The sequence below is a fragment of the Thainema salinarum CENA647 genome, assembly GCF_057732415.1.
This window is the reverse complement of the sequence record NZ_JBYJZJ010000022.1, coordinates 1,178,660-1,204,268: the sequence shown is the minus strand read 5'-3', so window position 1 is coordinate 1,204,268 and position 25,609 is coordinate 1,178,660. Positions and strand designations below refer to the sequence as shown.

Below are 25,609 nucleotides of genomic sequence, written 5' to 3'. Positions count from 1 at the left end.
TTAGCGGTGAACGCCGTAACTCGCAGCCGCAAACACAAACGCCAGTGCTGCGCTCGTTTCCAGTAGTTCCTCAAAATGATTGACAGCGGCATTGAGCGGAAACATCACGTCAATAATCATAGGGATAATTAACAGCACAGCCGCGATCGCAACAAACCGATAGGCCGGATAGCGAACTAAAAAGCGCCAGATCTGCCGATGCCTGAGCGCAATTAAGGCTAAGCCTGCTAGGGCTAGACCCACTGCACTATGGGCAATCCAACGATGTTCCTGGCTCGCGACATAGGCAATTTCAAGCACATCGTGCAGGGCATCGAAGCGAACGCCGTAAATGTCCATTGCCGGAATCCGTAATACGCTTTCAGTAAAGCTCAGCTCATCCCAAAAGCCCAAAAAACTTAGAATAGGAATAGGCAAATAGCGCCAGCGGGCTGCTTTGGGCAAACGCAACAGCGATCGCACCCCCCAACCAAAGCCAACGGCATAGAGCACCATCGCCAGCACTTCAATCAGTTGTCCCTCTGCTGGTGACAGCCAAAACGTCTCGCGCAGGTTGGGCATCAGCAGACGAGCAATCTCGAAGCTCAATAGGAATGCTCCTACCATCAGCCAAAACGACTTCATCAAAGAAGTTGATGATGGTTCCGTTGCTGATTCCAACGGTGGCAGTACAGTTTGCTCCAGTCTCTGCTTGCTATGTCGCCTCACATCTTTACCCAATGCAAATCTTTAGCCAATGCAAATCAATAGACTTTATCGGAAATTGTTTTGTAGCGCTGCGAAGCCGCGCTACAAAACAATTTCCAACCCCAAAAACTTTATTTCCAATAAAGTCTAATGCTCATCTTAGTCTTCTAGAATACACAGACTGTGATTGAGATGACATCCGCGCTTAACTGAGACTAACTGGAATGCCCTGAGAGGTGCCTGAGAGGTGATAGACATGGGACGAATTCGAGAAAAAATGTGCGATCGCTGTTATCAGCCAGGGTTGATTCTGTATCGAGTGCAAATCGACGAGACAGGCGAATGGAAATTCATCTGCGATCGCTGTTGGCCCGATGTCCGTCATCACAACCCGCATTACACCTATGGCGGCACCTGGAAAGCTAGAAAGCGGCATTAGCGACGGTTACTCGACAGCAGCATCTAGCTGAATCAGTACATTCTTCATTACTTCGTCGTAAAAAATGATTTTTGTTAGTCGTCTCATAAATGAGACTCTATCTTTAGCAAGAGTTTGTTGATAGGAGTACTGATATCTAGGGAAAACACGGATATCGAAGCCAACTTGGGAATAGTAGTCTGTAGACAGTATGTGGCCTGTGGCGTTTCTAGCCACAGCTAGGCATCTGAATTCAAGCGTATCGGTGCCCCATGTTCATCCCATCCCCTTTATCTTGGCCAATGAAGACTGTTGCAGCGGGTCAAAATTTGCAATCCATTCAACCCGCTGTTGCGCTACTCGGCCAAGCACTGCGGGTACAATCTGTCTATGTGGTTTTAGAAGACTCCCAGCATCTGACAACTTCACCGCCATCTCAACGCTGTGTTCAATGGCATTCAACTACCGATAGGAAGGTGGATGACATACCTGACGCATCTGACGCATCTATTGTTGCAGGCTTGGCAATGGTACGGCAAATGATCGGTCAGATCGGCAGATCAAATAACGCATCAGGCAGCGCCTCAAATCCTGAAATTGCGCGGGGACAAGCCGCTTCACCCAATATTTCATATTCAGACGTAGCAAACTTTGAGATCACGTTAAGCAGTTGTCAACTCGATGCTGATGTTTTCATGAATACATCGGCCTCAACTGCGATCGCGCTTTCAGCTCCAGTTCAGATTACACCCACTCGGCAGGCGCAGTTTATCCTGGTTCGCTCTACTCCGAGCAATTGGAGCCAAGCTGAGCTAAAGCAGGCCCAGGAATTGCTAGTGCCCACGGTAGCCACTCTGACTCAGTTGCTCAACCAGAGAACCTGCGAACAGCGAATCCACCAGCAGCAACTGGTTTATCAATTGGCGCAGAGTATCAGTAATACCACTGAAATTGATCATATTTTTGCGATCGCGCTGGATGGCTTGGGACAGAGTCTTGCGCTTCAGCACGCTTCAATTTTGCTGTTGAAATACTCTCAGCCCGTGCTCCAGCAGTCCCTCTCTGATTTCACGAATATTCGGTTTCGGCTGGCTCATACCTGGTCGGCTGAGGCTACTTATTCATCTTCATCAAACCCGACTCCCCCCAACGCTGCCCGAACCGCAAGTGGCTACAACTCGCAAATGTTTCCGGTGTCGAAGTGCAACATTATTCAGCAAGCGATTCAAGTTGCGCCTCGGTCGTTAGCTGTGCAGTCGCGACAGGCCACCCCCATCCAGTCTGCTCATCTAGCCAGTCATTCTGCTACCGAACTTCAGGCTCAGCCTGCTGACCAAACGGTTCAGCTCAATCCAGTCGAGGATTTATATTTTCAGCACTGGTATCAAGACCAAGTGGACAGTGCCTTACTGATCACGCCGATTGAGAATCGGGGCAAGATCCTGGGCTTTATTGTCCTACACGATTTAGGAGCGCGGTCTTGGCACGATGACGAATGTGCGCTGGTTGAAACGGTTGCCACTCAACTCAGTGGAGCCATTTTGCAGGTGCAAACCCTGCGCCAAGTTCAGTCAATGGTCGAAAAGCGCACGGCCCAACTGGAACGGAGCATCGAAGTGCAGGGTAAGCTTTATGAGCAAACCCGCCGCCAAATTGATCAACTGCGCCGTCTAAACCATTTGAAAGACGACTTTCTCAGTACGATTAGTCATGAGTTGCTGACACCGCTGACCAGTATGCGTCTGGCTGCTCGGATGCTGCGCCAAACTGACCTGCCGCCGGAACGCCGACAGGCGTATTTGGATATCTTGGAGCAGCAGTGTTCCCAGGAAACTGACCTGATCAATGACCTGTTGGCGCTTCAGAGTATCGAATCGCAGCCGCTCCAGGCTGAACTGCAAGAAATTAATTTGAATGCCTACGTTCAGGACATTATCCGGGCTAATCGTCCTCTATGGGATACCAAAAACGTTGAGCTACAGGTCGATTTGCCGGAGCAGCCGCTGATGATGAGAACCGATGTCACCAGCCTGCACCGCGTCCTGCGGGAGCTACTGACCAACGCCAGCAAGTATTCCCAGCGGGGACAAGCCATTTATTTGCAAATCCAGCCCATCTCAATTGATGATGTAGCCGTGATGAATTTGACGCTGACCAATCGAGGCACGGGGATCCCAGCCGAAGAATTGCCCTACGTATTTGAAAAATTTCGACGGGGACAGGCGGCGCTGAAGCAGGCGATTCAGGGTACGGGATTAGGATTAGCACTAGTACAGTGTTTGGTTCAGCAGCTAAACGGCAAAATTACCGTCGAGAGTACCGTTATCGCAGATGATCTGTGGGAAACCACCTTTAAGCTGAATATTCCGTTAATTCATCAACCCCAAGCAAGTTCCATTGCATAACTGCTAACTGTACCCCAATCAATTACAACAACACTTGGCAAAACCCGGAGAGGCAGGCGTCTCTCCGGGTTTTGGTTTTGCTCAATGCCAGATATCAGTACAATCAAAACCGGATGGCGTTATCCCTTGCTCAATTTGCCTTTAGGATAGGAAGGGAACGCTGAGCAGGTCGCAAACTTATAGTTAGGTGCGATCGCTCGAATACTCATATCTTGCACCTTGCTAATCGAGAACCCAAAACGATTATTTTGCCGCCGCGATGCGGCGGCAAAATAATCCTCCTGGGTTTTTGATGCAAGATGTGAGAACACTTAACGTCGTAGTCCATCAATAGTGCTTGAGTAATGCAGATCACGGACGGTTTCGTTGGCACAGTCGGCAACACCCCGCTCATTCGCCTCAATCGGTATAGCGAGGAAACGGGGTGCGAAATTTTAGGGAAGGCCGAGTTTCTTAATCCTGGCGGCTCAGTCAAGGATCGGGCCGCGCTGTTTATCATTCAAGATGCCGAAGAAAAGGGATTGCTCAAGCCCGGTGGCACGGTGGTGGAAGGCACGGCAGGGAACACCGGAATTGGTCTTGCCCATATCTGCAATGCCAAAGGCTATCGTTGCATGATCGTGATTCCTGAAACCCAGTCTCAGGAAAAAATTGACATGCTGCGAACCCTGGGGGCAGAAGTAAAAACCGTGCCTGCCGTGCCCTATCGCGACCCGAATAACTATGTGAAGGTGTCCGGTCGCCTGGCCGAGGAAATGGAAAACGCCATTTGGGCCAACCAGTTCGATAATCTGGCCAATCGCCAAGCTCATTACGCCACTACTGGGCCGGAAATTTGGCAGCAAACCGACGGAAAAGTTGACGGCTGGGTTGCTGCAACAGGAACGGGTGGCACCTATGCCGGAGTGTCCCTGTTTCTGAAAGAGAAGAACCCCAATATTTGCTGCGTGGTGGCCGACCCGATGGGCAGCGGTCTCTACAGCTACGTCAAAACCGGGGAAATTTCCACCGAAGGCAGCTCCGTCACGGAAGGAATTGGCAACAGCCGGATTACGGCCAACATGGAAGGCGTTCCGATCGACGATGCCATTCAAGTTGATGACCCAATGGCCTTAGAGGTGATCTATCGGCTGCTGTATGAAGAGGGCTTGTTCATGGGCGGTTCGGTCGGGATTAACGTTGGCGCAGCGGTTGAACTCGCCAAGCAAATGGGGCCGGGACATACGATTGTGACCGTGCTGTGTGACGGGGGCGGTCGCTATCAGTCCCGCTTATACAGCGCCGAGTGGCTGGCATCCCGCAATTTAGAAGTGCCCGAAATTGGTCGAGCGTATATCAAATAGCGTTTTCCATGCGCGTATTTAATCGCGCTGATGATTGGCGCTGACCAATGATGCTGGATTTTGAGGCGTACAACTATGGCTGCTGCTGAGCCATTCAGCCAACGCGAGACAGACCGCGATCGCAGTTCCACCTGCAACTCTAATTCCAATCCCAACTGCGATCTCAACAAGCAACTAGTAATCGTCTGTCAAAATACCGCCTGCCGCAAGGCTGGGTCAGCCAATGTTCTCAAGGCATTTGAAACTGCGATCGCAGATGCCGACGTTGATGTTGAACTCGAAGGTCGCCGCTGTTTGGGACAGTGCGGCAGCGGGCCAATGGTACTGGTGCTGCCGGATCAAATTTGGTACGAACGGGTGCAGGTCGCAGAAGTGCCTGCCATTGTTCAACGTCATTTGCGGGATGGTCAACCCATTCAGGCCATGCTGTATCGACGGTTTCACCAGAAGTAGTACTATGCCCAATAAGTTGTGATGGTTGATGGGCCGCGCGAAGCGCGGCCCATCAACCATCACAACCCATCAAAATACAGTTGGCAGACTAGTAGTTGAAATGACAAGTCAGCGGATCATTGGATTGACGGGGGGCGTGGGGATGGGCAAAAGTACCGTCTCCAACTATTTGGCCGGCCAGTATCATCTACCCGTGCTGGATGCCGATCTCTACGCGCGGCAAGCGGTTGAAGTTGGATCACCCATTTTGCAGCAGATTGCCCAGCACTATGGTGTAAACATCCTTCAGCCAGACGGCAGTTTAGATCGGCGGCAATTGGGGGATATCGTATTTCAGCAGCCGGACGAGCGCCGCTGGCTGGAGCAGCAGATTCATCCCTACGTGCGCGATCGCATGTTGCAGGATGCCCAGGATCTGACCGATCAACCCGCCATCGTCATGTCGATTCCGCTGCTATTTGAAGCCAACTTGACCCATTTGGTAACGGAAATTTGGGTGGTAATGTGCGATCGCAGCCAGCAGATCCAGCGGTTAATGGAGCGAGATCAACTTTCTCAGGAGCAGGCCATATCGCGGATTCAGAGCCAAATGCCAATTGAGCAGAAAATGGCTCAGGCCGATGTGGTGTTGGACAATCGCACTAATGTTGACGACTTGCTTAAGCAGATTGACGCAGCGATCGCATCGTAACGGGAGAATGAGCCGACGTATCGGTGGCAATTCCTAACCAGCGATCTAAAAACGCATGGAGCCAGCGTTCAACCGTATGACCATACTGCTGATGGTTGGCGAAATGCAAATCGCGCGGCTGCGCACCGGGTAAATCGAGCTGATCGGCTCCATTGGTTGTCCAGAAGTCAATCATGTCGGCTGTAATTTCGGGATGAAACTGGAAGCCGTAAGCCCGTCGACCATAGCGAAATGCTTGATTAGGAAACGCCTCGCCGCCTTGAGCGAGTAGCACCGCATCCTTAGGCAGCTCAAACCCTTCGCCATGCCAGTGATAGACGTGCATCGATTGCCGAAACTCAGGCACCTTGGCGGCAGGCGAAATCGGATAATAGCCAATCTCTCGCTGATCGTGGGGATGAGGCCGCACGTTGGCTCCGAGTACCCGTGCAAGCAACTGCGCTCCTAAGCAAATGCCCAAATAGGGCTTATCCGCTGCCAAAACGGTCGGAATCCAGTCCAGTTCAGCGCGGATATAGGGTTCATGGTCATCATTAGCGCTCATCGGCCCACCGAAGACGATTACCGCCGCGTACTCATCGACGGTCTGCGGTAGCGAGTCTCCGATTGCAATACAGCGCGACTCCAACTCATATCCGCGCTGGATCAGAACCTCACCGACTAATCCAGGTTTTGATGTTTCTTGATGGACAATCGTTAAAATCTTGTTCACAAATCTTGAGCGTTTAGTTGAGTGACATCTACGAAATCGATTAATCGAAATCAGCGATGGAAACCGAGTCAATCCAGTGGGTCAACGACTGGTCGCCAATCTATTCCAACCTACTGTAACAATTGCAATGTACTCGAACCGCTACATCAATCACCATTACACGGACGGGCCATCTATGTAAGTAGTAAGTACCTATTACATAAGCACCTATTGCTAGCTTTCCCACGTTCCAGAGAAGATGCTCCGAACCGCCTTCGCAATTCGGCCCAGATCTTCGTCCAGCAGCGGAGGCCAAATTACCCCCTGACGCTTGCCCTGTTCATACAAATAGCGGCTTTCATTGGCCAGCATATAGAGGCCATACACCAACCTGCGATCCAGCTGCTCAGCCTGCTGCAATCCTTCAAACATGACCTTAAGCGCTAGCAGCAGTGAGGTGACCTGCCCCGGAATCGGTGGCTGGCCCTGTCGCAGCCGTTGCAGAAAGGTTTCAGTCGATTTCTCGAAGTCAGCACCCTGAGTCAGGATGAAATCGTGAGCAGTGGCGTAATCCATGAGCGTTTCAACCTACCCAATAAAATCGCATTGTGCCATTTTGTTGCCGTCTTTTACAGTCACGGCGTTTTTCAGTGGAAAAATCATAAAGCCTGAAAGCAAATTTTCCGGTAAGGCTGCCGCTGCGATGGATCTTTTGAAATAGAGACTGCGTCATTACATGAAAGAAATCCACTCGGAGAAACCAGCTTTTACAAAAAGTAATTCGGGTTCTTTCTAGTCGGATTTGGTATTGATTAAGTAGCCGCATATAAATAAATGCATATCTAGAAAACCGGGGGAGCACCCCGGAGGGGTGCTCCCCCGGTTTTCTAGATGCGTTTATTTATGCCAACCTACTTAGACAATTTGGGAATGATCAATTGGGTTTAGAGCGTGCTCTGAACCTAAGAGGATGACCTTACTCACCAAAGGAGGACAGCCTAGACGGCTGTGCCATAGAAGAGGAGAAAGACTGTATGAACCGCTGGACAAAATCGCTGGCTGCATCGGCTGGTCTGTTGGCTGTTGCAAGTTCGATTGCGATCGCATCGCCGACCTTACGTTGCTTTGGTATTGCTTGGGCGCAGGAAACCCGTGAATTTGGGCGAGATGCCTGGGATGGAAATCATGGTCGGGAAGGTCGTGATGGACGATCTGGTTCGGAACGCAACGTGACGGCTAATGGCAGCGATATTCGTGTGGAAACGATGGGAGAAGCAGGCAGCGATGGCAGTGATGGTCAAGATGCAGGCTATCCCAACTGTCAGCGGCAAGCTAGCGGGGTGCGCTACAACCTGCGGGCAGCCGATGGTGGTAATGGCGGCGATGGTGGTCGTGGCGGCAATGGCGGCAGCGGCGGCAACGTTACCGTTTACTACAACGACCCCAGTGCGCTACGACGGGTCTATGTTCAGGCCGAAGGCGGCGTGAGCGGACGCGGTGGGCGCGGTGGACGCGGCACCGATGGCTGTAACTGCTATGACCGCAGTTGGGAAGTGGAAACCTGTAATAACGGCAACTGTCGGACAGAACGCTACACCTGTACGGATGGTCAGGATGGGCGCGATGGTCGGATGGGGAGCGACGGGGCACGGGGACGAGCGGGAATGCTGACGGTGATCAATCAGCTTGAGCCGCTGGCGGCTGATGCCCCGACTCAAACAATTCGGCTGAGTGACCTAAGCGATCGCACTTTGAATCTGTCCCGGAATCTCTGGCGAACGCAGCGAGGCGCAGCGGCACTGCTGGCTTCTGGTTCAGTGGTGAATGACGAATATCGCGAGTTTGCTGGACGGGTGGAAAAGCAGGTGCAGGTGGTTTGGGATACGGATCAGTCCATCACTCCTTACCTTAACCAGAATGCGACGGTAGAGCTGACGGAAAACCAGCAGATTTTTGTAGACTTTACCGATGATTTGTGGGTTGATGCGCAGACGGAGAGCGACGGTAATTTGACCACGGTTGCGATCGCAAATCTGATTCGGGCTGAGGAAGCAACGGATCTCGATATTGCCGAGGTCAGCGGCTGGAGCCAAGATCTTTCGTTTGCAGTAGTGGATTTAGCTAGCAAATCCAATATCGTGGCAACGGACTTCACCGTCAGCTACCGGGTTGGAGAAGGTGGCCGTCGTCGCCCGTCCCGCTATCGTACGCGGTATGAGGGAACCGTTCCCGCCGATTTGGTGCAGCGCAACCACAACCGCTTTGTGATTGACATTGGTCGCTTGCCGATTGATGCAGAGTATCTAACGCCTGGTACGTATGTTGAGATTGAAGTGGTGGCGAGACGATCACTAGGCAACAACTCAGCCGAGAAAAAACTGGAGTGGCAAGGCCGTATTGAACGGTAAAAACAGATGCCGTTAGTTAATCTTGAAGGATGTTGAACTGAAAAAGCCTGAATGTTCAATAGAGAACATTCAGGCAACAATAGGGCTATACGACTCAAATTTCCTCTAGAAGGCTAGCAGCGCCTGTTCAAGCTAGTTGGTGCGGCGACGCAATGCTGCTGCACCACCCACGATGGCTAGCAAACCAACAGTAGCCAAAGGTTCAGGCACATCTGCTGTGTCCCCATCTCCCTTAATACCGTAAACGGAGAAGTGGGATAAACCTGGCGTCCTACCACCACCATTGACAATACCCGAAGTATTCCAAGTGCCGGAGGTTGCCATTCCATCCCATAGATAAGCACTAAAGGTAGTACCACCCTTAACGACAAACATCAGCTGATCGTAGAGACCAAAGTCAAAACCGCTCAGATCCCATGTTCCAACCGTTTCACCACCTGCGAAATCGATATCCAAATCGCCATCCATAAAGCCGTTGTCTTCTTCAGCTTTAAGAACCTCATCGCCCCAATCAAAGCCAAACAGACCATCAAGATCCTGATTACTGTTGTTGCCATTAAAAGCACCTTCGCAGGAAACTGTTCCTGTAACCGTGCCTTTTGTGCAGCTATGACCATTAAGGGTCAAAGCATTGGCACCAGGAGCCAAAGCGGCAGCTGCTGCGACAGCGATAGATGCACCAATCAACTTAGACGTAATTTTTTGCATTGTGTGAGACCTCCATTGAAATTCAAGTGCTATCCGTGACCGTTCGTACCGAATTTCAAGGGGAAAATGGTATAGCCGTAGCCATTCTCATTAGGACGCCGCTTGCTTGAGAACCGCTTCCATTGCCTGGCGTAAACTGGTTGAGGAGGGGAGACGCTTTCGAATGCGGCTTTTTAACCAAGCCCAACACTTCTCAATGCGATTGAGGTCAGGAGAATAAGGGGGAAGATAAACCAGGTGAGAGTTGGCGGCCTCAATCAGTTCGGCGATCCGTCCGCCTTTGTGAAAGGTGGCATTATCCACAATCACCCAGTCCCCTGGCTGCAAGGTCGGAATTAAGCAAGTTTCAAGCCAGGTCTCAAAGACCACTCGATTACAAGTTCCTTCAATGGTAAACGGAGCAATCAGCTCAGAGCCTCGATAGCCCGCGATCATATTGACTCGCCCGTGGCGTTGGCCAGATTTGAGGTCGTAAACTCGTTCACCGATAGGGGCATATCCATAGCCGTAGTCGTCGCGCTCATCCATGCCCGATTCATCGACATAGACTAAATGAGTCGCCTTTGGATCGCCGAGTTGAGCTTGAAACTCAGCCCGTTTCCCCTCGTCTCGTTGGCCGTAGCCATAGGTCTTTTTTTTCGCGTAAAGCCAATCTTTTGCAATGCCCGAGACATCGTTCGTTGGCTGATGGGGTCGGGCCACAAGGCGGCCATCTCCGCTTGCGTTTTGTCTTGATGCTGCTTGACAAAGCTGCGAAAGGCATCCCAGTCTTTGATTTTGGCTCTTGGATTGGCAGTTGTCCTGACGTTGGCTTTGAGATGCCCTAGTTCAGCCTTTTGCCGATACCAGCGGTTTATTGTATTGCGGCTGATGCCAAATCCTTCACTCACCTCACTTTTCTTGAGGCCGTTTAACTCAATCGCGTCGATCACTTTTTGCCGAAAATCTTCGCTGTAGGGTTGAGCCATCCAATTCCAAGCGCAAAATACTACCTCTTAACCCTAGCTTATGTCCTAACCTAAGTGGCTACAGCTATAGAAGACATCGGACAGACGCAAATCATTCGACATGCGTAAAGTGCGATCGCTGATTGCTCAGCTATCATTAACTCCATCAAATCTCACCTTTGGTAAAAATAGCTACTATTACTCGCAGTCTTCAAACCCTCTTGACAAATCGGTTCAACAACCGAGAAATCACTTCATGATAGGTCTCAACACATTTTGTAACGCATGGTCTCACAAGGAAAGAGTATGCCAAACGAAAGAGCGGAATCTTTTTGCAGAAAGGTTTTCAAGCCAACGAGGGTTTGTGCTGAATACTTTAAACAAGTGCCTTGAGAAAGACAAATAAACTCTCAAGGTACTAAAAAATGATTTCAGTATATATACTGAAATCATTTTTGACCAGCAAATTTACTTAGGGCATATGTTTTCTTTTTTTGCAATTTGTTGCGTAATTATCCTAGTGTATTTTGCTAAAAGATTTGACTATGTCTATGCGCCCTGATATCGGCTATATTCCGACACCACAGCTTGCCGTTGATATGATGCTGAGCGTTGCAGGGGTTGAATCTAATGATCTGATCTATGACCTGGGTTGTGGGGACGGACGCGTCCTCATTACAGCCGCACAGCGATTCGGCGCACGGGGTGTCGGCATCGACATTGACCCAGAGCGCATTCAGCAGTGCCAAAGGGCAGCGCAACAGGCAGGCATGTGCGATCGCATCCAGTTCCGCCAAGAGAATTTATTCGAAGCAGATTTTCAGGATGCCACGGTTATCACCCTGTACTTGCTGCCGCATTTAAATCTGCGGTTGCAACCCAAGCTAAAACAGCTCCGTCCCGGCACCCGCATCGTTTCCCATCACTTCGACATCGAAGGTTGGACACCCGATCAGGTAATTTACATGACTCAGACGGAAGAGGAATCGGTTGTTTATTTGTGGATTGTGTGAGTGGGAGGGTGGATGAGTGGATGGGTGGATGGGTGAAAGAGTAGATGGGTGGGAGAGTAGATGGGTAAACGGGATTCGGACATTTGAATCCTTACTTCCCTTTTCCTTGACACCCTTTAGCATGGCACCCTCTACAACCCGTACAGACTGCTTCTACAGTTCTTACTCCTACCCAACAATCAGCCCGGCTCTTGGTGCAACCTCCACACTCAAATGCGTTTCCCCGCTGTCGTCTGTGTAGGTTAACTGCCCTTTTCCGTACAGGGTTTGGCTGGGCTGGGTTTTGAGCGGCAAATTCTTGATTGCAACCGATGCCGTTGCGGTTTCAGTGCCAGCATTAACGGCGACGATGATTTCTTCGTCAGGTAGCGATCGCAAAAAGACATACAGCAGTCCGTCTGCTATCAGGACATGATAATCGCCTGTCCGAAGGGCCGGATGGGCATGACGCAGCGCAATAAGCTGCTTATGACAGCTGTATAAATCGTGGTTCCATTTCTCCAGTTTCGGGAAGACTCGACGTGAATCGGGGTCAAGACCACCGGGCAGGCCAACTTCATCGCCGTAGTAAATGCTGGGCGCACCGGGAAATGTCAGCGTCAATAGCGTGGACAGCTCTACACTGGCATGATCGTGATCCACAATCGTCAGGATGCGAGCCGTATCGTGGCTAGAGAGTAGATTGAGCTGAGTGAGCTGGATTTCCCACGGATAAAGCTGGAGGAGCGATTTAATCTTATCGGCATAGCCAGCCGCATCCAAAGCTGGATAAGGATAATAATCGGGAATTTCAACGTATTCTCGCTGGACTCGATCACCAGCAGTGAAGGCCATTGTTGGGCCTGTGAAGAGATAGTTCATCACGCCGTCAAACTGGGTGCCGTCCAGCCACTGGCGCGAATCGGTCCAGACTTCGCCCACGATATAGGCTTCGGGATTGATGGCTTTAATGCGATCGCGAAATTCTTGCCAAAATCCAGGCGTTTCAATTTCGAACGCCACATCTAATCGCCAGCCGTCTATGCCAGCCTTAACCCAGTATTCTCCCACCCGCATAATGTACTCGCGCACCGCTGGATTGTCGTGATTAAACTCTGGCAGTGCCCGATTGCCGACCCAGCCGACGTAGTTAGCCGGGAAATTGCCGTCATAAGCAGATAGGGGCCAACCCTCAATCTTGAACCAGTGCAGCCAGGGAGAATAGGGGCCATTTTCGAGAATGTCATTGAAAAAGTAAAACCCTCGCCCCGTGTGGTTAAACACACCGTCTAGCACAACTTTAATATCGCGCTGATGGGCCGCTTCGAGCAGTTCAAAAAAGGCTGGGTCACCACCCAGAATTGGATCAACCTGATAGTAGTCGTGGGTGTGATAGCGATGGTTGGCGGTGGATTGGAAAATTGGCGTGAAATAAATGGCGTTGATCCCTAAGTCTTGCAGATAGTCAAGCTTGTCCACAACACCCCACAGATCGCCACCCTTGTAGCCCTGGAGCGTAGGGTCAACATCCCAGTCTTCAAATGTGATCTCACGAATCGAATCTGGATGGGAGCGACTACTACGGGCAAAGCGATCGGGAAAAATTTGATAAAAAACGGCGTGTTTGACCCAATCTGGAGTGTGTATCTGCATAGGGGAATGACCTCAGACTTCACCGTCAGGCTAGCGATCATTTTCCAATCTGGCTAGTCCCTATGTAGGAGTTTTATTACGATAAAAACGATAGATGACGATAACATGGCGCTGTATGTATCGTTTAATTACAAAAAGATGAAAAACCGCGCGTTTTTGTGCGGCATCCAAATTAAGCGGGCATCATAAGGTCAACTCTCTAATGTTGCTTGGTTTGACACCAAATTTCCCAATCCTTGAGTGACTTGGATTGGGATTTTTATGTTGAGGTAGTTCCACAAAAAACTAGCATTCGCTGCAGCAAACCCGCCACCTGTGAGCAGCAATCCAGTTTTCCTAAAATGCGATCGGCAAAATGCTGCGAATGTAAAGCTTTCGAACTATACGCTGGAAGGCTTACCATCCTCTTCTACTATTCGATCAATCGTTCATCGCTCAATCATTCACAGCGAAGCTACGTTTATCACTTCTCAATATCACCATTTCTCGACATCACAATGAAACGCCGATCCTTTCTCAGTACGGCTACCACAAGTGCCGCAGCTACGACATTGCTCTATGGCTGTACTGCATCTGCACCCGAATCGGGTTCCAATACGACTAACAGCCAACCGTCGGTTGAGTGGCGGATGGCGACAAGCTGGCCAGAAGCGCTGGACGTGTTATACGGTTCTGCCCAACAGCTCTGTCAACGGGTTTCTGAAATGACCAATGGTCAGTTTGTCATTACACCCTATTCTGCGGGTGAGCTGGTCGGAGGGCTGGAAGTCTTAGACGCTGTGCAGAACGGAGCTGTTCAATGCGGCCATACCGCCAGTTACTACTACACGGGCAAAAATCCGGCGCTGGCCTTTGGCACAGCATTGCCTTTTGGCTTGATGGCCGATCAGCAAAATGCCTGGCTCTACTACGGCGGCGGACTAGAGGCGCTGCGCCAAATTTATGCTGACTTTGGCATCATCAATTTTCCGGCAGGAAACACTGGGGCACAAATGGGTGGCTGGTTTAAGCGACCCGTCCAAACAATTTCTGATTTGGGTGGATTAAAAATGCGCATTCCAGGCATGGGCGGCAAAATCATGCAGGAGCTAGGTGTTAGTGTGCAGGTGCTACCCGGTGGCGAAATCTTTTTGGCACTGGAGCGGGGCGCAATCGATGCTGCCGAATGGGTCGGCCCCCATGATGACGAAAAGCTGGGACTGCAAAAAGCGGCTCAATACTATTACTATCCGGGCTGGTGGGAACCTAGCGCTACGCTAGAAGCATTGGTCAACCAATCGGCTTGGGATGAACTACCCACCAGTTATCAAACCGCCTTCGCCACAGCCGCTTATGAGACAAACTTGACTACGCTGGCCCAGTACAATGCGCTCAATGGAGAAGCTTTGGAGCGATTGCAGGCTGATGGGGTGGAACTGGTTGCCTATAGCCCTGAGATTTTAGCGGCAGCAGAAGAGGCTTCGTTGGCGCTTTACGACCAAATGGCGCAGGAGGACGGGACGTTCCAAGAGATTTATATAGAGTGGAAGGCGTTCCGCGATCGCATTTATCGCTGGAACCGGATTAATGAGCTACCGTTTGCCCAATCAGCTTATGGCAGTGAATGAGGTGTCTTTCAACAACAAGCTACTGTCCTGTTATCGTCCTGTTACAGTCTGTAACAGCTAATGACTATAGCAACGTTGATTATGAACAGGCCGCCCCGCTGGGGCGGCCTGTTCATAATCAACGTAGTTCACCAGCTATCTAATAGAGCTACAGCGATATCAACTTTTCCTGATTTTCCTGACAATATTGGCTTTCTCTGTAGAAAAAAACAGAGCTGTTTTAGCCGATGGTTACTGGCTCGGAATAATATCCTGGAAAACAAAATTCATCTTTTTTAAGATCTATCTTTAGATAGAGCTGATCAAATCAGGTTGTTGTTGATAATATTGAGAGATATGCCAAATAACTCGAACGAGTTATCTGACATATCTAACATTACATGGTGAGACTGTGCTGGCAGATGTACCTTGGTGGACTTCCTCTGCCGGCTTTTTTTTGTCTATTTTCGGACGACCCCTCAAAAAATAGCCGATTTTAGAAGCTCAGCAGTCGTCACCTGTTGCTGAAATATTACAGATTGTATTTACAACCGAAAAAGAATCCGACCTTGTCCCGCCGAGCGATCTGGTCTCAATTAGTAGTGAATCCAACTTTTGGAGTTTTTGGGACAGACATTTGAAGTGTTAGGGTGCAAATGACACCTGGGATAGATATCAGCCCTTGATCCCAGACATTGTGGTTTCAAGCAACCCATGTGGGACATGTTGATTTGGAAGTTTTATTGATATTGAGATGGCAAATAAAGATTACATCATGGCTCTAGACCTAGGCACTACGGGGAATCGAGCCATTCTATTTAATCGTGAAGGAGAAATCGCCGGACAAGCCTATAAGGAACTAACCCAGTATTATCCCCAACCGGGCTGGCTGGATCATGATCCGCGCGAAATCTGGCAGGATACCCAGTGGGCTATTCAAACCGCCATTCAAAGAGCCGGGATTCAACCCGATGAAATTGCCGCCATTGGGCTGACGGTACAGCGGGAAACCTGCTTGCTGTGGGATAAAAGCAGTGGGCGACCCCTGCATAATGCAATCGTCTGGCAGGATCGGCGGACGGCTCCCTTGTGCAACGAACTGCGGCAAAAAGGGCTGGCCGACGAAATTGCACAGCGTACTGGACTGGTGCTGGATGCTTACTTCTCGGCTAGCAAGCTCGCTTGGCTGCTCGATCGGGTGCAAAATGAGCAGCTTGATCCGCCCTTTGAAATTGAGAATGTTCTAGCGGGCACCATCGATACCTGGGTGCTGTGGAATTTGACCGGGCGCAAAGTTCACGCGACGGATGACAGCAACGCCAGCCGCACCATGCTGCTCAATATTGAGTCGCGGCAGTGGGATCCGAAACTGCTGGAGATCTTTGGCATTCCAGCCCATATCATGCCAGAAATTCGTCCCAGTTTGGGCAAGTTTGGCTTTACCGATCCGGAGGTCATGGGGGCCGAAATTCCGATTATGGCGATCTTGGGTGACCAGCAGGCCGCTCTGTTTGCTCATGGCTGTAATCGGCCTGGCTTGCTCAAGTGTACCTACGGGACGGGAGCCTTTCTGGTGTCCCATACCGGCTCAGAAATTGTGCGATCGCACAATAACCTGCTCACCACTGTCGCCTGGACAGAAGCAGGACGCAACGGTGGTGATACTGGTGGTGATACTAAAGTAGGCTATGCCCTCGAAGGCAGCATGTTTACCGCTGGAGCCTGTATCCAATGGCTGCGAGATGGCATTCAACTGATTACTAGCGCTGCCGATACGGAAGATATGGCGAAAAAGGTAGAAGATAACGGCGGCGTCTACTTTGTGCCTGCCCTCAGCGGTTTGGGCGCACCCCACTGGGATATGAACGCCCGCGCGACATTTATCGGCATCACAGGCGGTGTCCAGCGAGAGCACATGGTGCGCTCTGTCCTGGAAGCGATTGCCTATGAAGTGGCCGAAGTGGTGCAGGCAATGAATGAAGACGGCAGTACGCCGATTAAACGGCTCAAGGTCGATGGTGGTGCCAGCCAGAATAATTTTCTGATGCAGTTTCAGGCCGATGCGCTCGGTATCCCGGTCGAGCGTCCCGCCGTCCTTGACGCCACCGCTCAAGGTGCCGCTTTTGCCGCAGGTTTAGCCTCTGATTTCTGGTCAAGCTACGACGATCTGGTGCGCGATCGCAAAGTGGATCGGGTCTTTGAACCCAGCGAACACAGCGAACAAGTACAGGCTAATTTCCAATATTGGCTCAAAGCCGTTCAGCGAGCCAAAAACTGGGCAGACTAACGCTAGGTGATTTTCACTGTAGTAGGTGCGTAGTAAGTAGGTTGGGGTAGAAAAACTACGCCATATTGAGATTTGTAAATAACTCGAAGGCTATAGCCATCAATTGGTTTACCTCTTGTTTACATTTAGTTACACAGATGCAGGTTTCAGCCCGTACCCACTTAGGTGCCTTGGCACCTACTATGAGCTCAACCATCCTTTACAGCCCTTGTATCAAGTCTGCCTGTAAGAACCAATTTATTTTGTTGGGACACGGCATGCCGTGTCCCAACAAAATAAATTATCGGGTTTTAGCCGAACTTCGTATTACAGCCCTTTACAGCCTTTACAGCCCAAATGACTGCCCAACTTGCTATTGCCATCTTCGGAGTGGGTCGATGGGGCACCCATCTGCTGCGCAATTTTCTGGCTCATCCCCAGGTTAACATTACTGCCGTTGTCGATCCGTCAGCCGAGCGGCTAAGTGCGATCGCAGATCAATTTCAGCTCAACTCCCAAGTTGTACTGACCACTGATCCAGACACAGTGCTGTCATTGGCGACAATTGATGCCGTCGTCATCGCCACGCCTGCCACTACGCACTACTGGTTGATAGAAACAGCGCTGAAGCAAAACAAGCACGTGCTGGCTGAAAAACCCTTAACTCTAAAAGCAGAGGAATCCCAGGCGCTCTGTGCCTTAGCGAAACAGCAGCAGCGACTTTTGGTAATTGACCACACCTATTTATTTCATCCAGCAGTCCGTACTGGCCAGTCCGTTCTGCAAAACGGCACGTTAGGCCAGCCCCGCTATGGCTATGCAACGCGATCGCACTTGAGTCCCGTCCGCTGGGATGTCGATGCACTGTGGGATTTGGCGATTCACGATATTGCAATTTTCAATGCTTGGCTAGGCGATTCTCCCATTCAGGTACAGGCTGAAGGGCAGGTTTGGCTCCAGCCCGATGCTGGCGATGCCACCTTTTTCCCCAACGGGCTATCCGATTTGGTTTGGGTGACATTAACCTATGCCAGTGGCTTCCAGGCCAAAATTCATCTCTGCTGGTGTAATCCCGATAAGCAGCGCCGCCTCTGCGTCGTCGGCAGCGAAGGAACACTGATCTTCGACGAACTCGCCAGCGATATGCTGACGCTCCAGCACGGTAGCTTCCAAGCTAAAGATGGCTTATATCATCCAATCAATCAAAACCGGGAAGTACTTCCCATTCCAGCCGCCGAACCCCTGCGGTCAGTCTGCGACCATTTTGTAGACTGCATACTGCGATCGCAACCTTCTCAAATCTCCCCCGGAGAAATCGGTGCCGATCTGGTTCGTATCCTCAATGCGCTGACCACCTCACTCAACCAAGGCGGGCAACCTGTTGCTGTTTGGGATTGTGGTAATTAGTGAAAAGTGCTGTGGACTTTGGATTTTGGATTTTGAGAACTGAGGATCGGGTACTCAAAATGCCGTAAAACTTGCCTTGCTTCTTACGCCTCTCGCCTCTCGCCTCACTCTTTACCTTCCCTATTTCACACTCGTCAACTTCGAATCCTCACCAGAAGTCGGACAAGCTGCTGATGTATGACTGCCCACGGTTTTTAGCTGAGCCGTATGGGGATCTTCCACGAAGGGATAGCCGCTAAAGCGGGCATTGCCGCCCATGATGACTACGGTGGCTCCCAAAGCTGCGATCGCAAATACCAGCGTTCCCGTTAACAGCTTCACCTGAGTTCGCAATTGGCGAACTTCTTGATCGAGCAGTTTCGCTTCTGGAGACACGACGGTTGCGGCGACTGGAGTGGCTGCGGTCGTTGGGGCAGGGACTTGAGCCGACGGCGGCGGGGAGCTTGATTCATAGTTATCTGGATTAATCACTTCCAAGTGCTGAACCTTAGGCTTGGCCTTCTTTTTGACCTTTTGGGTGAATTCCACCTTCTTGAACAGCCAATTGGCAATGAGCTCAGGGCAGTTTTTCTGAAACCAGCGCAGCGCATAGGCTCGAAAAACGGGTTTTGAAATTCGTGCTACTCCCCTCGTCGCTCGATTCAGCGGACGAACTCGAATATTTTCGTTAATCAGATTGGTCGCCCCAATGTCGTACAGACAGTCCAGAATTAAGCGAATAGTCGTTTGTTCGTTATAAGCAAGGTGCTCCAACAACAACAGGACATCTTGCTTACGGTCGGCTTTCATCTGCTCATCAGTCGGACGCTTGGGAGTACTCACGGTTTTTGGGCGAATAAACGGTAAGAGTGTTCTGAATGTGACATGCCTTTATTTTAAGGTGACAAATTCCAGTCAGAGACACAAGGTATACCAATGAGAGTTAAAAAAGCATCTCAACACAGTGAGATTCGAACAAAATCCCACCAAAGATTTAAGTAAAAATACTGCCCTATTCGCCCAGTTCAAGCGGGAAAACAAACTCAGACGCTGGCGGAATTTCCAGCGAGTCAACTAGGCGGGTTTCAGGTAGGTTACTAATTGAACGGCGCAGAGCTGCGATCGCACGATTGTAGCCAATTACCGCCTGCACTAAATTACCCTCTGCTTGGGTCAGATCCGCCTGGGCATTAATTACCTCTAACTGCGTACCCACACCTGCCTGAAAACGCAATCGAGCTAGCCGCAATGCTTCACGAGCTTGATTCACGGCAATCTCAGCAGTTTCAATATTGGCTTGATTCGCCTGCTGATCGTAAAAAGACTGCTCAACCTGTAGTCGGATGAGCTCTAACGTATCGGCAAACTGAGTTTCAGCAATTTCAATGTTACTGTCCTCCTGTGAGGCCCGCGCCCGTGCTGCACCACCATCAAACAGCAGCCAGTTCAGCTGTGCCCCAAATGTGTACTGATCCCGAAATCCACTACTTTCGTCATTCAGTCGATTGTTGATGTTGTAGTTAGCGAAGAGACTAACCTGAGGGCCTAACGCTGAAAGCGCGATATCTCGCTGCTCTTGCGCGATTTCGCGCTGGAGCAAAAACTGTTGCAGTTCAGCTCGATTTTGAAATGCCAAAACAATACTTTCTTCGAGCGATAGCGGCCAATCCTCAACGACTTCAACCGCAACCGATTGGGGAGAGAGATTAGAAGGAATGCTGAGAATTTCCGCTAATGCACGTCGGGAAATAATTTGACTGCTGCGGGCCTGAGTCAGTTCTTGCCGCGCATTCGCGACCTGTACTTCTGCCTGCAACACGTCAAATCGAGTGCCGACACCAGCCCGTTCTCGGATCTGAGCATCTCGCAAACTTTGCAGGGCTTCATCTAAAAACGCCGCCGCGATTCCAACTTGTTCATCGGCTAGCTGCAAGTCATAGTATCGATCCGCGACATCGAAGCGCGTATCCTCAGCAATTCGTTCAACTTCGAGTTTGCTGATGCGAACTTGAGTTTCTACGGCTTCAATTTGGGATGAGCGCCTCCCAGAGGTAAAGAGGTCGTAGCTTAAGCCAACCGTACCAGACAAGTCCAAATTGATATCGTCCGAGCTGGTATTAAAAAGCGGGTTGCTTTCCTGCGTATTTTCTGAGGCTGAGAAGCTGCTTTCTGCTTGCACCGTGGGTAGAGTATCCGCTTTTGCCTCTCGCAGTGCTGCTTCAGCCTGCTCCAGCTCTAGCTGGACTCTTTGCAAATCGCGATTGTTACCAAGTGCGATCGCATAGGCTTCTTCGAGGGTAATTGGCTGATTTCCAATAATCTCAACTTCTTCGGGCTGAGTTGGATAAAGGAGCGGATTCGGATCGGCGTTCAAGTAATCGGGCGGATTGATTTCATCTACTAATGGCTCTAGCTCAAAGTCATCATCGATATCTTCATCCACCGTGGGCACCAAGTCCTCAACGTCGATATCGTCTTCTGCTTCGACATCCACCTCCGGAATCAGTAGCTCATCGTCGTCATCTGTGGTCTCGACATCGACTTCGGTCGATTCTTCCGCTTCAGTGGAACCTTCAGCAATCGCGTCCTCTATGTCGATTGACTCGTCCGCTGCTGCGTTGGCCCCTTCAGTATCAACATCAGTAGACGCGTTGGGCGATTCGTCTACTTCAGCAGAGTCCTCGGCAATCGATTCATCCGTAGTTGATTCTTCGGTTGACTCGGTTGACTCGGTTGAATCTAAGTCTGTATCTGAATCCGCTTGAGCAATTGCCTGTTCATCTGAATCATCTGCATTACTGGCCTCAGATGCCGCATCTGAGCGTTGTGATTCGCGCTGTGAATCAAGTAAAGCTCCTTTTTTAGCAAAGAGTGTAGCATCCGGTGCTGGAAGTGGCTCACTCTGTGATTCCTGAGTGGAGGACTCTAGCTGCTTAGACAACGATGATGAAGGTAGTGCGATCGCAGTGGAACCATCAAGTGCGATCGCGGCTCCTAAGCTCAGAGCAATCCAGTGAAGACGATAAAACATATCGGTGCAGCTGATCCGTGCAATAACAATCTAGAAATCAAGTACTGTTGCTGACACTATCGCAAATCCATCCGTAGAATACCGGTTGACCGATTGGCTTGACAAAGCCTTGTCAAACGCTGGAACAACCGTAGCCGATGATGCTAACGAGAGTTGCCGATCCTATCCAGCATCCTAAAGCAGTAGAAGCTTAACCTGTCTAACTGAACGACACAAGCATTTTGGCTAGTTTTCTTTAGCTACTGCAATCCCGAACGGAAGTTATCAGCGATGAAACAGGCTGTGCTGGCCCACCGCTTCATTGATTTTCGCTTTGCGGATCAGAAACCGAACGACTATCTTGCCGCTTTGGATTTTTGTGCAAGATGTAAGCTCACTCATTAATGCGAGGAGCCCGTAAGCCGATTGAGCATTGAGATTAATCCTTGCCTACGGTTCATGCTAATGCTTCGCCGATACCAACTCACCGATGTTAATCTACGCAATGCCAACATGTCGGATGCAGATATCGAATGCAGGTACAGTATTACCAAACAATCACCTCCATTCACAATCTTCTCTACGCTCGGCACAACGGCAATTTCTTGGAACAATAAGATACGTTCGCTTGAAGTTATGCAGTCCTCTTTTAAGGATTGTTAAAATCGTTGCTTTTGAAAAACATGGTGATATAACAAGGGTGTCAACATCAAAACCATAAGCCGTGATTAATTCACGCGTACTAATCAATATGGTTGTCTAAGAATGTTGCAGTCAGTTATTCAGTAAAAGGTAGAAAATTGTTGGATAGTTATCGTTGCTTACCTGAATAACTGGCATCACAAAAAATCTCTGAAATTGATGACGGCTGTTGAGGCTTAACTCAACATCACCGTGTTGTTTCTTGGAGCGCCAGCCTGCGATCGCACATAGTTGCAATGGCTTGTGTTAGTTTGTTGCGCCTGCGCTCTGTTCGCTCTATTCCTTGCAGTGTAAACATTGAGGCCATTATGCAATACTTACTTGTCGATTCTCATCAGCGCTTTTTGGGTACGCTCAAGTCCGAGAAAAAAATGACATTGGGAGATGTTTTCCAAACTGAAGAATCTCAGACATATACGGTTATTGGCGTGAATCAAGCACGACAGCATAGTAACTTGTTAAAGTCTTTAACTGTAGTAAAAGGAAATTGCATGACTAAAGTTGCTGCAGCTGCGGCTGAATGAATAGCGCTTTCGGTGCAAGCAAAATTATTGGAAATTTGTTGACATTTTAACAGGCAGTTTCGGCTGATGGTTTCTATCGGAATCATCAGCTATTTACTCAATCCCTAATCATGAGGGAGAGCCGCTTGAGCTAGCAAACAAACTGTGTTTTCGATCTGTAATTGGCAATGTTGGCTGTAATGCTAAGACTGTCAATAAGGTGAAATTCATTCTATCCGGATTGTTTAAAATCAATTTTGTCATGTCGTCAAAGTTGCACCTCGTGGCGCAATTCATAATAACGGAATCTGGAAATCCAAATCTGAAGCCTTCCTTTAGAAAAGGAAAGGCTTGTGATACCGCATTTTTAGGTGACGTTACGACGCTCCTGCATGTTTGCTTGAGAGCGTGAATGGTTGTGCAGCGGTGCTACACAACCATTCACGTCAGAAGTCTAAGGAAATGCTTGGCGGCCATGCGAGCCGACTTACGCTGTTATGGCCCAAAGAGATCGGATGCTCCCTCTTGTAAAGATTCAAAGAACAACAGGAATCCTAAAATATCGCGGAATGGCTGTGTGACGGTATTGAGCGCATAGGTGATGCGATTAATAAAGTTGCGGCCAACAACGATTACGTCGTTATTTTCCAGAGGAGGATTTTGAGATAAATCGCCCCGCAGCGCATCCTTACCGTCGAGTTCTATCGTGACGGCTCGTCCCAGTTCTGGGTCAAATCGAATCAGGCTGACGTCTCCTAGGTCGGCGACATCCGGATCAGGACCAATTGCCGCCAGTGCATCGACAAAGCGGCTTCCGTTCGGCAGCGGTAAATTGCCAATGCGTCGATTGGCATAGCTTAAAATCCGCACGTTGATTTGCGGCTGAGCAATCGTAGAGCGAGCGACCAACGCGCGATCGTAGAGCGGCACCTCGGATGGATTGAGCCGATTGACAATGATGACATCATTATTTTGCAGCCGTACTTCTGGCAGCGCTTCTGCCTCTTGAAGCGGCGTAAACAAATCAACGGTTTCTTCTAGAAGAGAGCCATCGGGTAAGCGGCGCTGGACTTCAATTTGGCGCAGATCGGCTGTACCTGTTGTGCCCCCTGCTGAGAGCAATGCTGTGGAAATTTGGGGCACCTGTAGCGGATAAAAGCCTGGGCGCACCACTTCTCCTACGATTGTCACCTGTACGGGGCGCTGAGCCACTAACGTCAGCGTTACGTCTGGATTGACCACATAGCGGTTATAGGCCAAGCGAATACGCTCCTGGGCTTCTCGCAGTGTCAGTCCTTCCAACGAAACTGCACCGAGAATGGGCAGAATCACGCGGCCTTCTAAGTCGAGAGTGACTTGACCGCTGAGTTCAGGGAAGCGTTGAACGCTGACAAAAATGCCGTCACCAGGACCAAGCCGATACACATCAAAAGCATTTTGTCCCGGTTGTTGATACTCATAAGGATTGAGAGCAGGAGCTGCTGGGACTGGCACCGGAAAAATTTGATAGCGAGGATCGGGTGGCAGATTGATCGGATCATCAGAGTAGTTAATGTTGGGCGCAGCCGGCAGAATGCTATCAGCCGGACGCAGCGAGGGTTCTGTAAATAGTTCTTCTGGCGAACTGTCGTCAGAAATCTCATCAGAAATCTGATTGGAATTCTCATTAGAATCCTCGCCCGAATTTTCGTCCACCCCGCTATCGTCTGATGAACTTTCGTCTGCAATCTGGTTTAAATTTTCGTCTAACCTCTCGTCTAATCCATCTGATGAAGGTGATGAGGGAAAAATGTTGTTAGGTGCGATCGCAGCTTCAGTCTGTGAGTTCTGCAATCCGGCAGCCAGAACAATTGGCGCAAACCCCAGCCAAATCAGCGTTGCGTTGATTAAAACTGAAGTTGCACATTTCAGCCAGCACGTATGTCTTCTCATATGGGGCAAAGAGGCGGCAGTGATTCGCTGTATTGTCTATCAAGACGCGGATGGATTCAAGGATTGTTCCAATAATTGAGCCTGAATAGCTTGACCCAGCTCACTCATCTGGGTGCGGTAGTCGTCCAAATTACCAAATGGCTTAATTGGCAGGATTATGCTTACAGCCACCCAAGGTGTACGCTCCCCCTGACGAAGTTGGCTGCGCTGATCGGCCCAGAACCAGGGCTTGGCTGAAGCACTGCCGCCATCCGGCCAAGCGTACCACTGCAAAAGCGCGTAAGTGGCCTGTTGGTTCCAACCTCGCAGGTAACGTGCATTAACGGTGACAGTGCGATCGCGGGTGGGATCATCGACCGAAAACTGGAGTCGCCGCACCGAATCGGTTTTCCAATCTGGCGCTTGTGTTTGTCGATTTAAGGCTCGCCCCAAAAATCCGTTCAGGTCAATCCATTCCACCTGCGGCTGCTTATCGTGCCAGTCTTGCGGCAGAATAAACAGCAAAAATTGAGATGGGGTGGCCGTTGGTGAATCGGCCTCCATATTTTGAAATGACCATTTGTGATTGCCCACAGGCAGCACAGCTTGCTCAACCTCATTCCAATTGGGCAGATCTAGGCCGTTGTCCCGCAGCGATCGCAACTGTTCAATTTGAGGCACCTTCGGATCTTCGGACCAGGCCCACTGACCGTTGAAATAGTGCGGAATGGCACTAACTAACGCAATTAGGATAAACGCCACCACGATGGCAAGGCGGCGGATGGGAAACTGTTGAATGGCGCGCTGGGGCTTGGCCGGAAGTTGAGTCATTGCCTGTTCTTATGGCCC

The 25,609-nt window shown here is 50.1% G+C and carries 22 protein-coding genes; 12 read left to right on the top strand and 10 right to left on the bottom strand.

From position 1 onward, the window contains the following. Positions 1-708, bottom strand: a complete 708-nt coding sequence (locus AC286M_RS12105; RefSeq protein WP_488204642.1) for a hypothetical protein — start codon at positions 706-708, stop codon at positions 1-3. Positions 709-943: 235 nt separating this feature from the next. Between AC286M_RS12105 and AC286M_RS12100 the strand changes: the two genes are divergently transcribed. From AC286M_RS12100 to coaE, 5 genes are all read left to right on the top strand, one after another. After that, positions 944-1,126, top strand: a complete 183-nt coding sequence (locus tag AC286M_RS12100) for a DUF8622 domain-containing protein (protein ID WP_488204641.1) — start codon at positions 944-946, stop codon at positions 1,124-1,126. Positions 1,127-1,407: 281 nt separating this feature from the next. Further along, the gene (locus AC286M_RS12095) at positions 1,408-3,510 is read left to right on the top strand and encodes a GAF domain-containing sensor histidine kinase (RefSeq protein WP_488204640.1); all 2,103 of its coding nucleotides are present in this window, start codon (positions 1,408-1,410) and stop codon (positions 3,508-3,510) included. Between the two features lie 344 nt (positions 3,511-3,854). Beyond that, positions 3,855-4,853 carry a cysteine synthase A gene (locus AC286M_RS12090; protein ID WP_488204639.1) on the top strand — a complete coding sequence of 333 codons (999 nt, stop codon included), beginning with the start codon at positions 3,855-3,857 and terminating at the stop codon, positions 4,851-4,853. Positions 4,854-4,928: 75 nt separating this feature from the next. After that, complete coding sequence (locus AC286M_RS12085; RefSeq protein WP_488204638.1) at positions 4,929-5,306, top strand: (2Fe-2S) ferredoxin domain-containing protein; 378 nt, start codon at positions 4,929-4,931, stop codon at positions 5,304-5,306. 100 nt (positions 5,307-5,406) lie between these two features. Next, on the top strand, positions 5,407-5,997 hold the full coding sequence (coaE, locus tag AC286M_RS12080; RefSeq protein ID WP_488204637.1) for a dephospho-CoA kinase: 591 nt from the start codon (positions 5,407-5,409) through the stop codon (positions 5,995-5,997). Here coaE and AC286M_RS12075 read toward each other — a convergent pair. Together AC286M_RS12075 and AC286M_RS12070 are read right to left on the bottom strand one after the other, a co-directional pair. Next, positions 5,966-6,709 (bottom strand): glutamine amidotransferase-related protein, encoded by a 744-nt coding sequence (locus AC286M_RS12075; RefSeq protein WP_488204636.1) that lies wholly within the window; start codon positions 6,707-6,709, stop codon positions 5,966-5,968. The genes coaE and AC286M_RS12075 overlap by 32 nt on opposite strands. Before the next feature lie 213 nt (positions 6,710-6,922). Next, the gene (locus tag AC286M_RS12070) at positions 6,923-7,264 is read right to left on the bottom strand and encodes a Dethiobiotin synthetase (RefSeq protein ID WP_488204635.1); all 342 of its coding nucleotides are present in this window, start codon (positions 7,262-7,264) and stop codon (positions 6,923-6,925) included. Between AC286M_RS12070 and AC286M_RS12065 the strand changes: the two genes are divergently transcribed. Then, complete coding sequence (locus AC286M_RS12065; protein WP_488204634.1) at positions 7,263-7,409, top strand: hypothetical protein; 147 nt, start codon at positions 7,263-7,265, stop codon at positions 7,407-7,409. The two genes, AC286M_RS12070 and AC286M_RS12065, sit on opposite strands and share 2 nt — an antisense overlap. A gap of 313 nt (positions 7,410-7,722) precedes the next feature. Continuing rightward, positions 7,723-9,096 (top strand): hypothetical protein, encoded by a 1,374-nt coding sequence (locus AC286M_RS12060; RefSeq protein ID WP_488204633.1) that lies wholly within the window; start codon positions 7,723-7,725, stop codon positions 9,094-9,096. A gap of 132 nt (positions 9,097-9,228) precedes the next feature. Here the strand turns inward: AC286M_RS12060 and AC286M_RS12055 are convergent, their stop codons facing one another. Beyond that, on the bottom strand, positions 9,229-9,804 hold the full coding sequence (locus AC286M_RS12055) for a PEP-CTERM sorting domain-containing protein (RefSeq protein WP_488204632.1): 576 nt from the start codon (positions 9,802-9,804) through the stop codon (positions 9,229-9,231). Positions 9,805-9,894: 90 nt separating this feature from the next. Then, positions 9,895-10,772 (bottom strand): IS630 family transposase gene (locus tag AC286M_RS12050; protein WP_488204631.1). Its coding sequence is split into 2 segments (ribosomal slippage): positions 9,895-10,440 and positions 10,443-10,772, totalling 876 coding nucleotides; the frame shifts between segments, so codons are not numbered across the junction. Positions 10,773-11,296: 524 nt separating this feature from the next. Here AC286M_RS12050 and AC286M_RS12045 point away from each other — a divergent pair. Continuing rightward, on the top strand, positions 11,297-11,764 hold the full coding sequence (locus AC286M_RS12045) for a class I SAM-dependent methyltransferase (protein WP_488204630.1): 468 nt from the start codon (positions 11,297-11,299) through the stop codon (positions 11,762-11,764). 168 nt (positions 11,765-11,932) lie between these two features. Here the strand turns inward: AC286M_RS12045 and AC286M_RS12040 are convergent, their stop codons facing one another. After that, entirely contained in the window at positions 11,933-13,396 is a 1,464-nt protein-coding gene (locus AC286M_RS12040; protein WP_488204629.1) for a glycoside hydrolase family 13 protein, read from the bottom strand. Positions 13,397-13,893: 497 nt separating this feature from the next. Between AC286M_RS12040 and AC286M_RS12035 the strand changes: the two genes are divergently transcribed. The 3 genes from AC286M_RS12035 (at position 13,894) to AC286M_RS12025 (ending at position 18,655) form a co-directional block, all read left to right on the top strand. Then, positions 13,894-15,003 carry a TRAP transporter substrate-binding protein gene (locus AC286M_RS12035; RefSeq protein WP_488204628.1) on the top strand — a complete coding sequence of 370 codons (1,110 nt, stop codon included), beginning with the start codon at positions 13,894-13,896 and terminating at the stop codon, positions 15,001-15,003. Between the two features lie 733 nt (positions 15,004-15,736). After that, the gene (glpK, locus tag AC286M_RS12030; protein WP_488204627.1) at positions 15,737-17,269 is read left to right on the top strand and encodes a glycerol kinase GlpK; all 1,533 of its coding nucleotides are present in this window, start codon (positions 15,737-15,739) and stop codon (positions 17,267-17,269) included. A 336-nt stretch (positions 17,270-17,605) separates the two neighbouring features. Continuing rightward, on the top strand, positions 17,606-18,655 hold the full coding sequence (locus AC286M_RS12025) for a Gfo/Idh/MocA family protein (protein ID WP_488204626.1): 1,050 nt from the start codon (positions 17,606-17,608) through the stop codon (positions 18,653-18,655). A gap of 120 nt (positions 18,656-18,775) precedes the next feature. On the opposite strand, the gene AC286M_RS12020 is transcribed toward AC286M_RS12025, so the two are convergent. Then, a complete protein-coding gene (locus AC286M_RS12020; protein ID WP_488204625.1) occupies positions 18,776-19,477 on the bottom strand; it encodes a hypothetical protein in 702 nt (233 codons plus the stop codon). A 169-nt stretch (positions 19,478-19,646) separates the two neighbouring features. Then, complete coding sequence (locus AC286M_RS12015; RefSeq protein ID WP_488204624.1) at positions 19,647-21,665, bottom strand: TolC family protein; 2,019 nt, start codon at positions 21,663-21,665, stop codon at positions 19,647-19,649. Positions 21,666-22,654: 989 nt separating this feature from the next. On the opposite strand from AC286M_RS12015, the gene AC286M_RS12010 reads away from it, so the two are divergent. Next, on the top strand, positions 22,655-22,870 hold the full coding sequence (locus tag AC286M_RS12010) for a hypothetical protein (protein ID WP_488204623.1): 216 nt from the start codon (positions 22,655-22,657) through the stop codon (positions 22,868-22,870). Between the two features lie 474 nt (positions 22,871-23,344). Here the strand turns inward: AC286M_RS12010 and AC286M_RS12005 are convergent, their stop codons facing one another. Then, positions 23,345-24,781, bottom strand: a complete 1,437-nt coding sequence (locus tag AC286M_RS12005; RefSeq protein WP_488204622.1) for a polysaccharide biosynthesis/export family protein — start codon at positions 24,779-24,781, stop codon at positions 23,345-23,347. A 39-nt stretch (positions 24,782-24,820) separates the two neighbouring features. After that, on the bottom strand, positions 24,821-25,591 hold the full coding sequence (locus AC286M_RS12000) for a cyanoexosortase B system-associated protein (RefSeq protein ID WP_488204621.1): 771 nt from the start codon (positions 25,589-25,591) through the stop codon (positions 24,821-24,823). Positions 25,592-25,609: the final 18 nt, after the last annotated feature.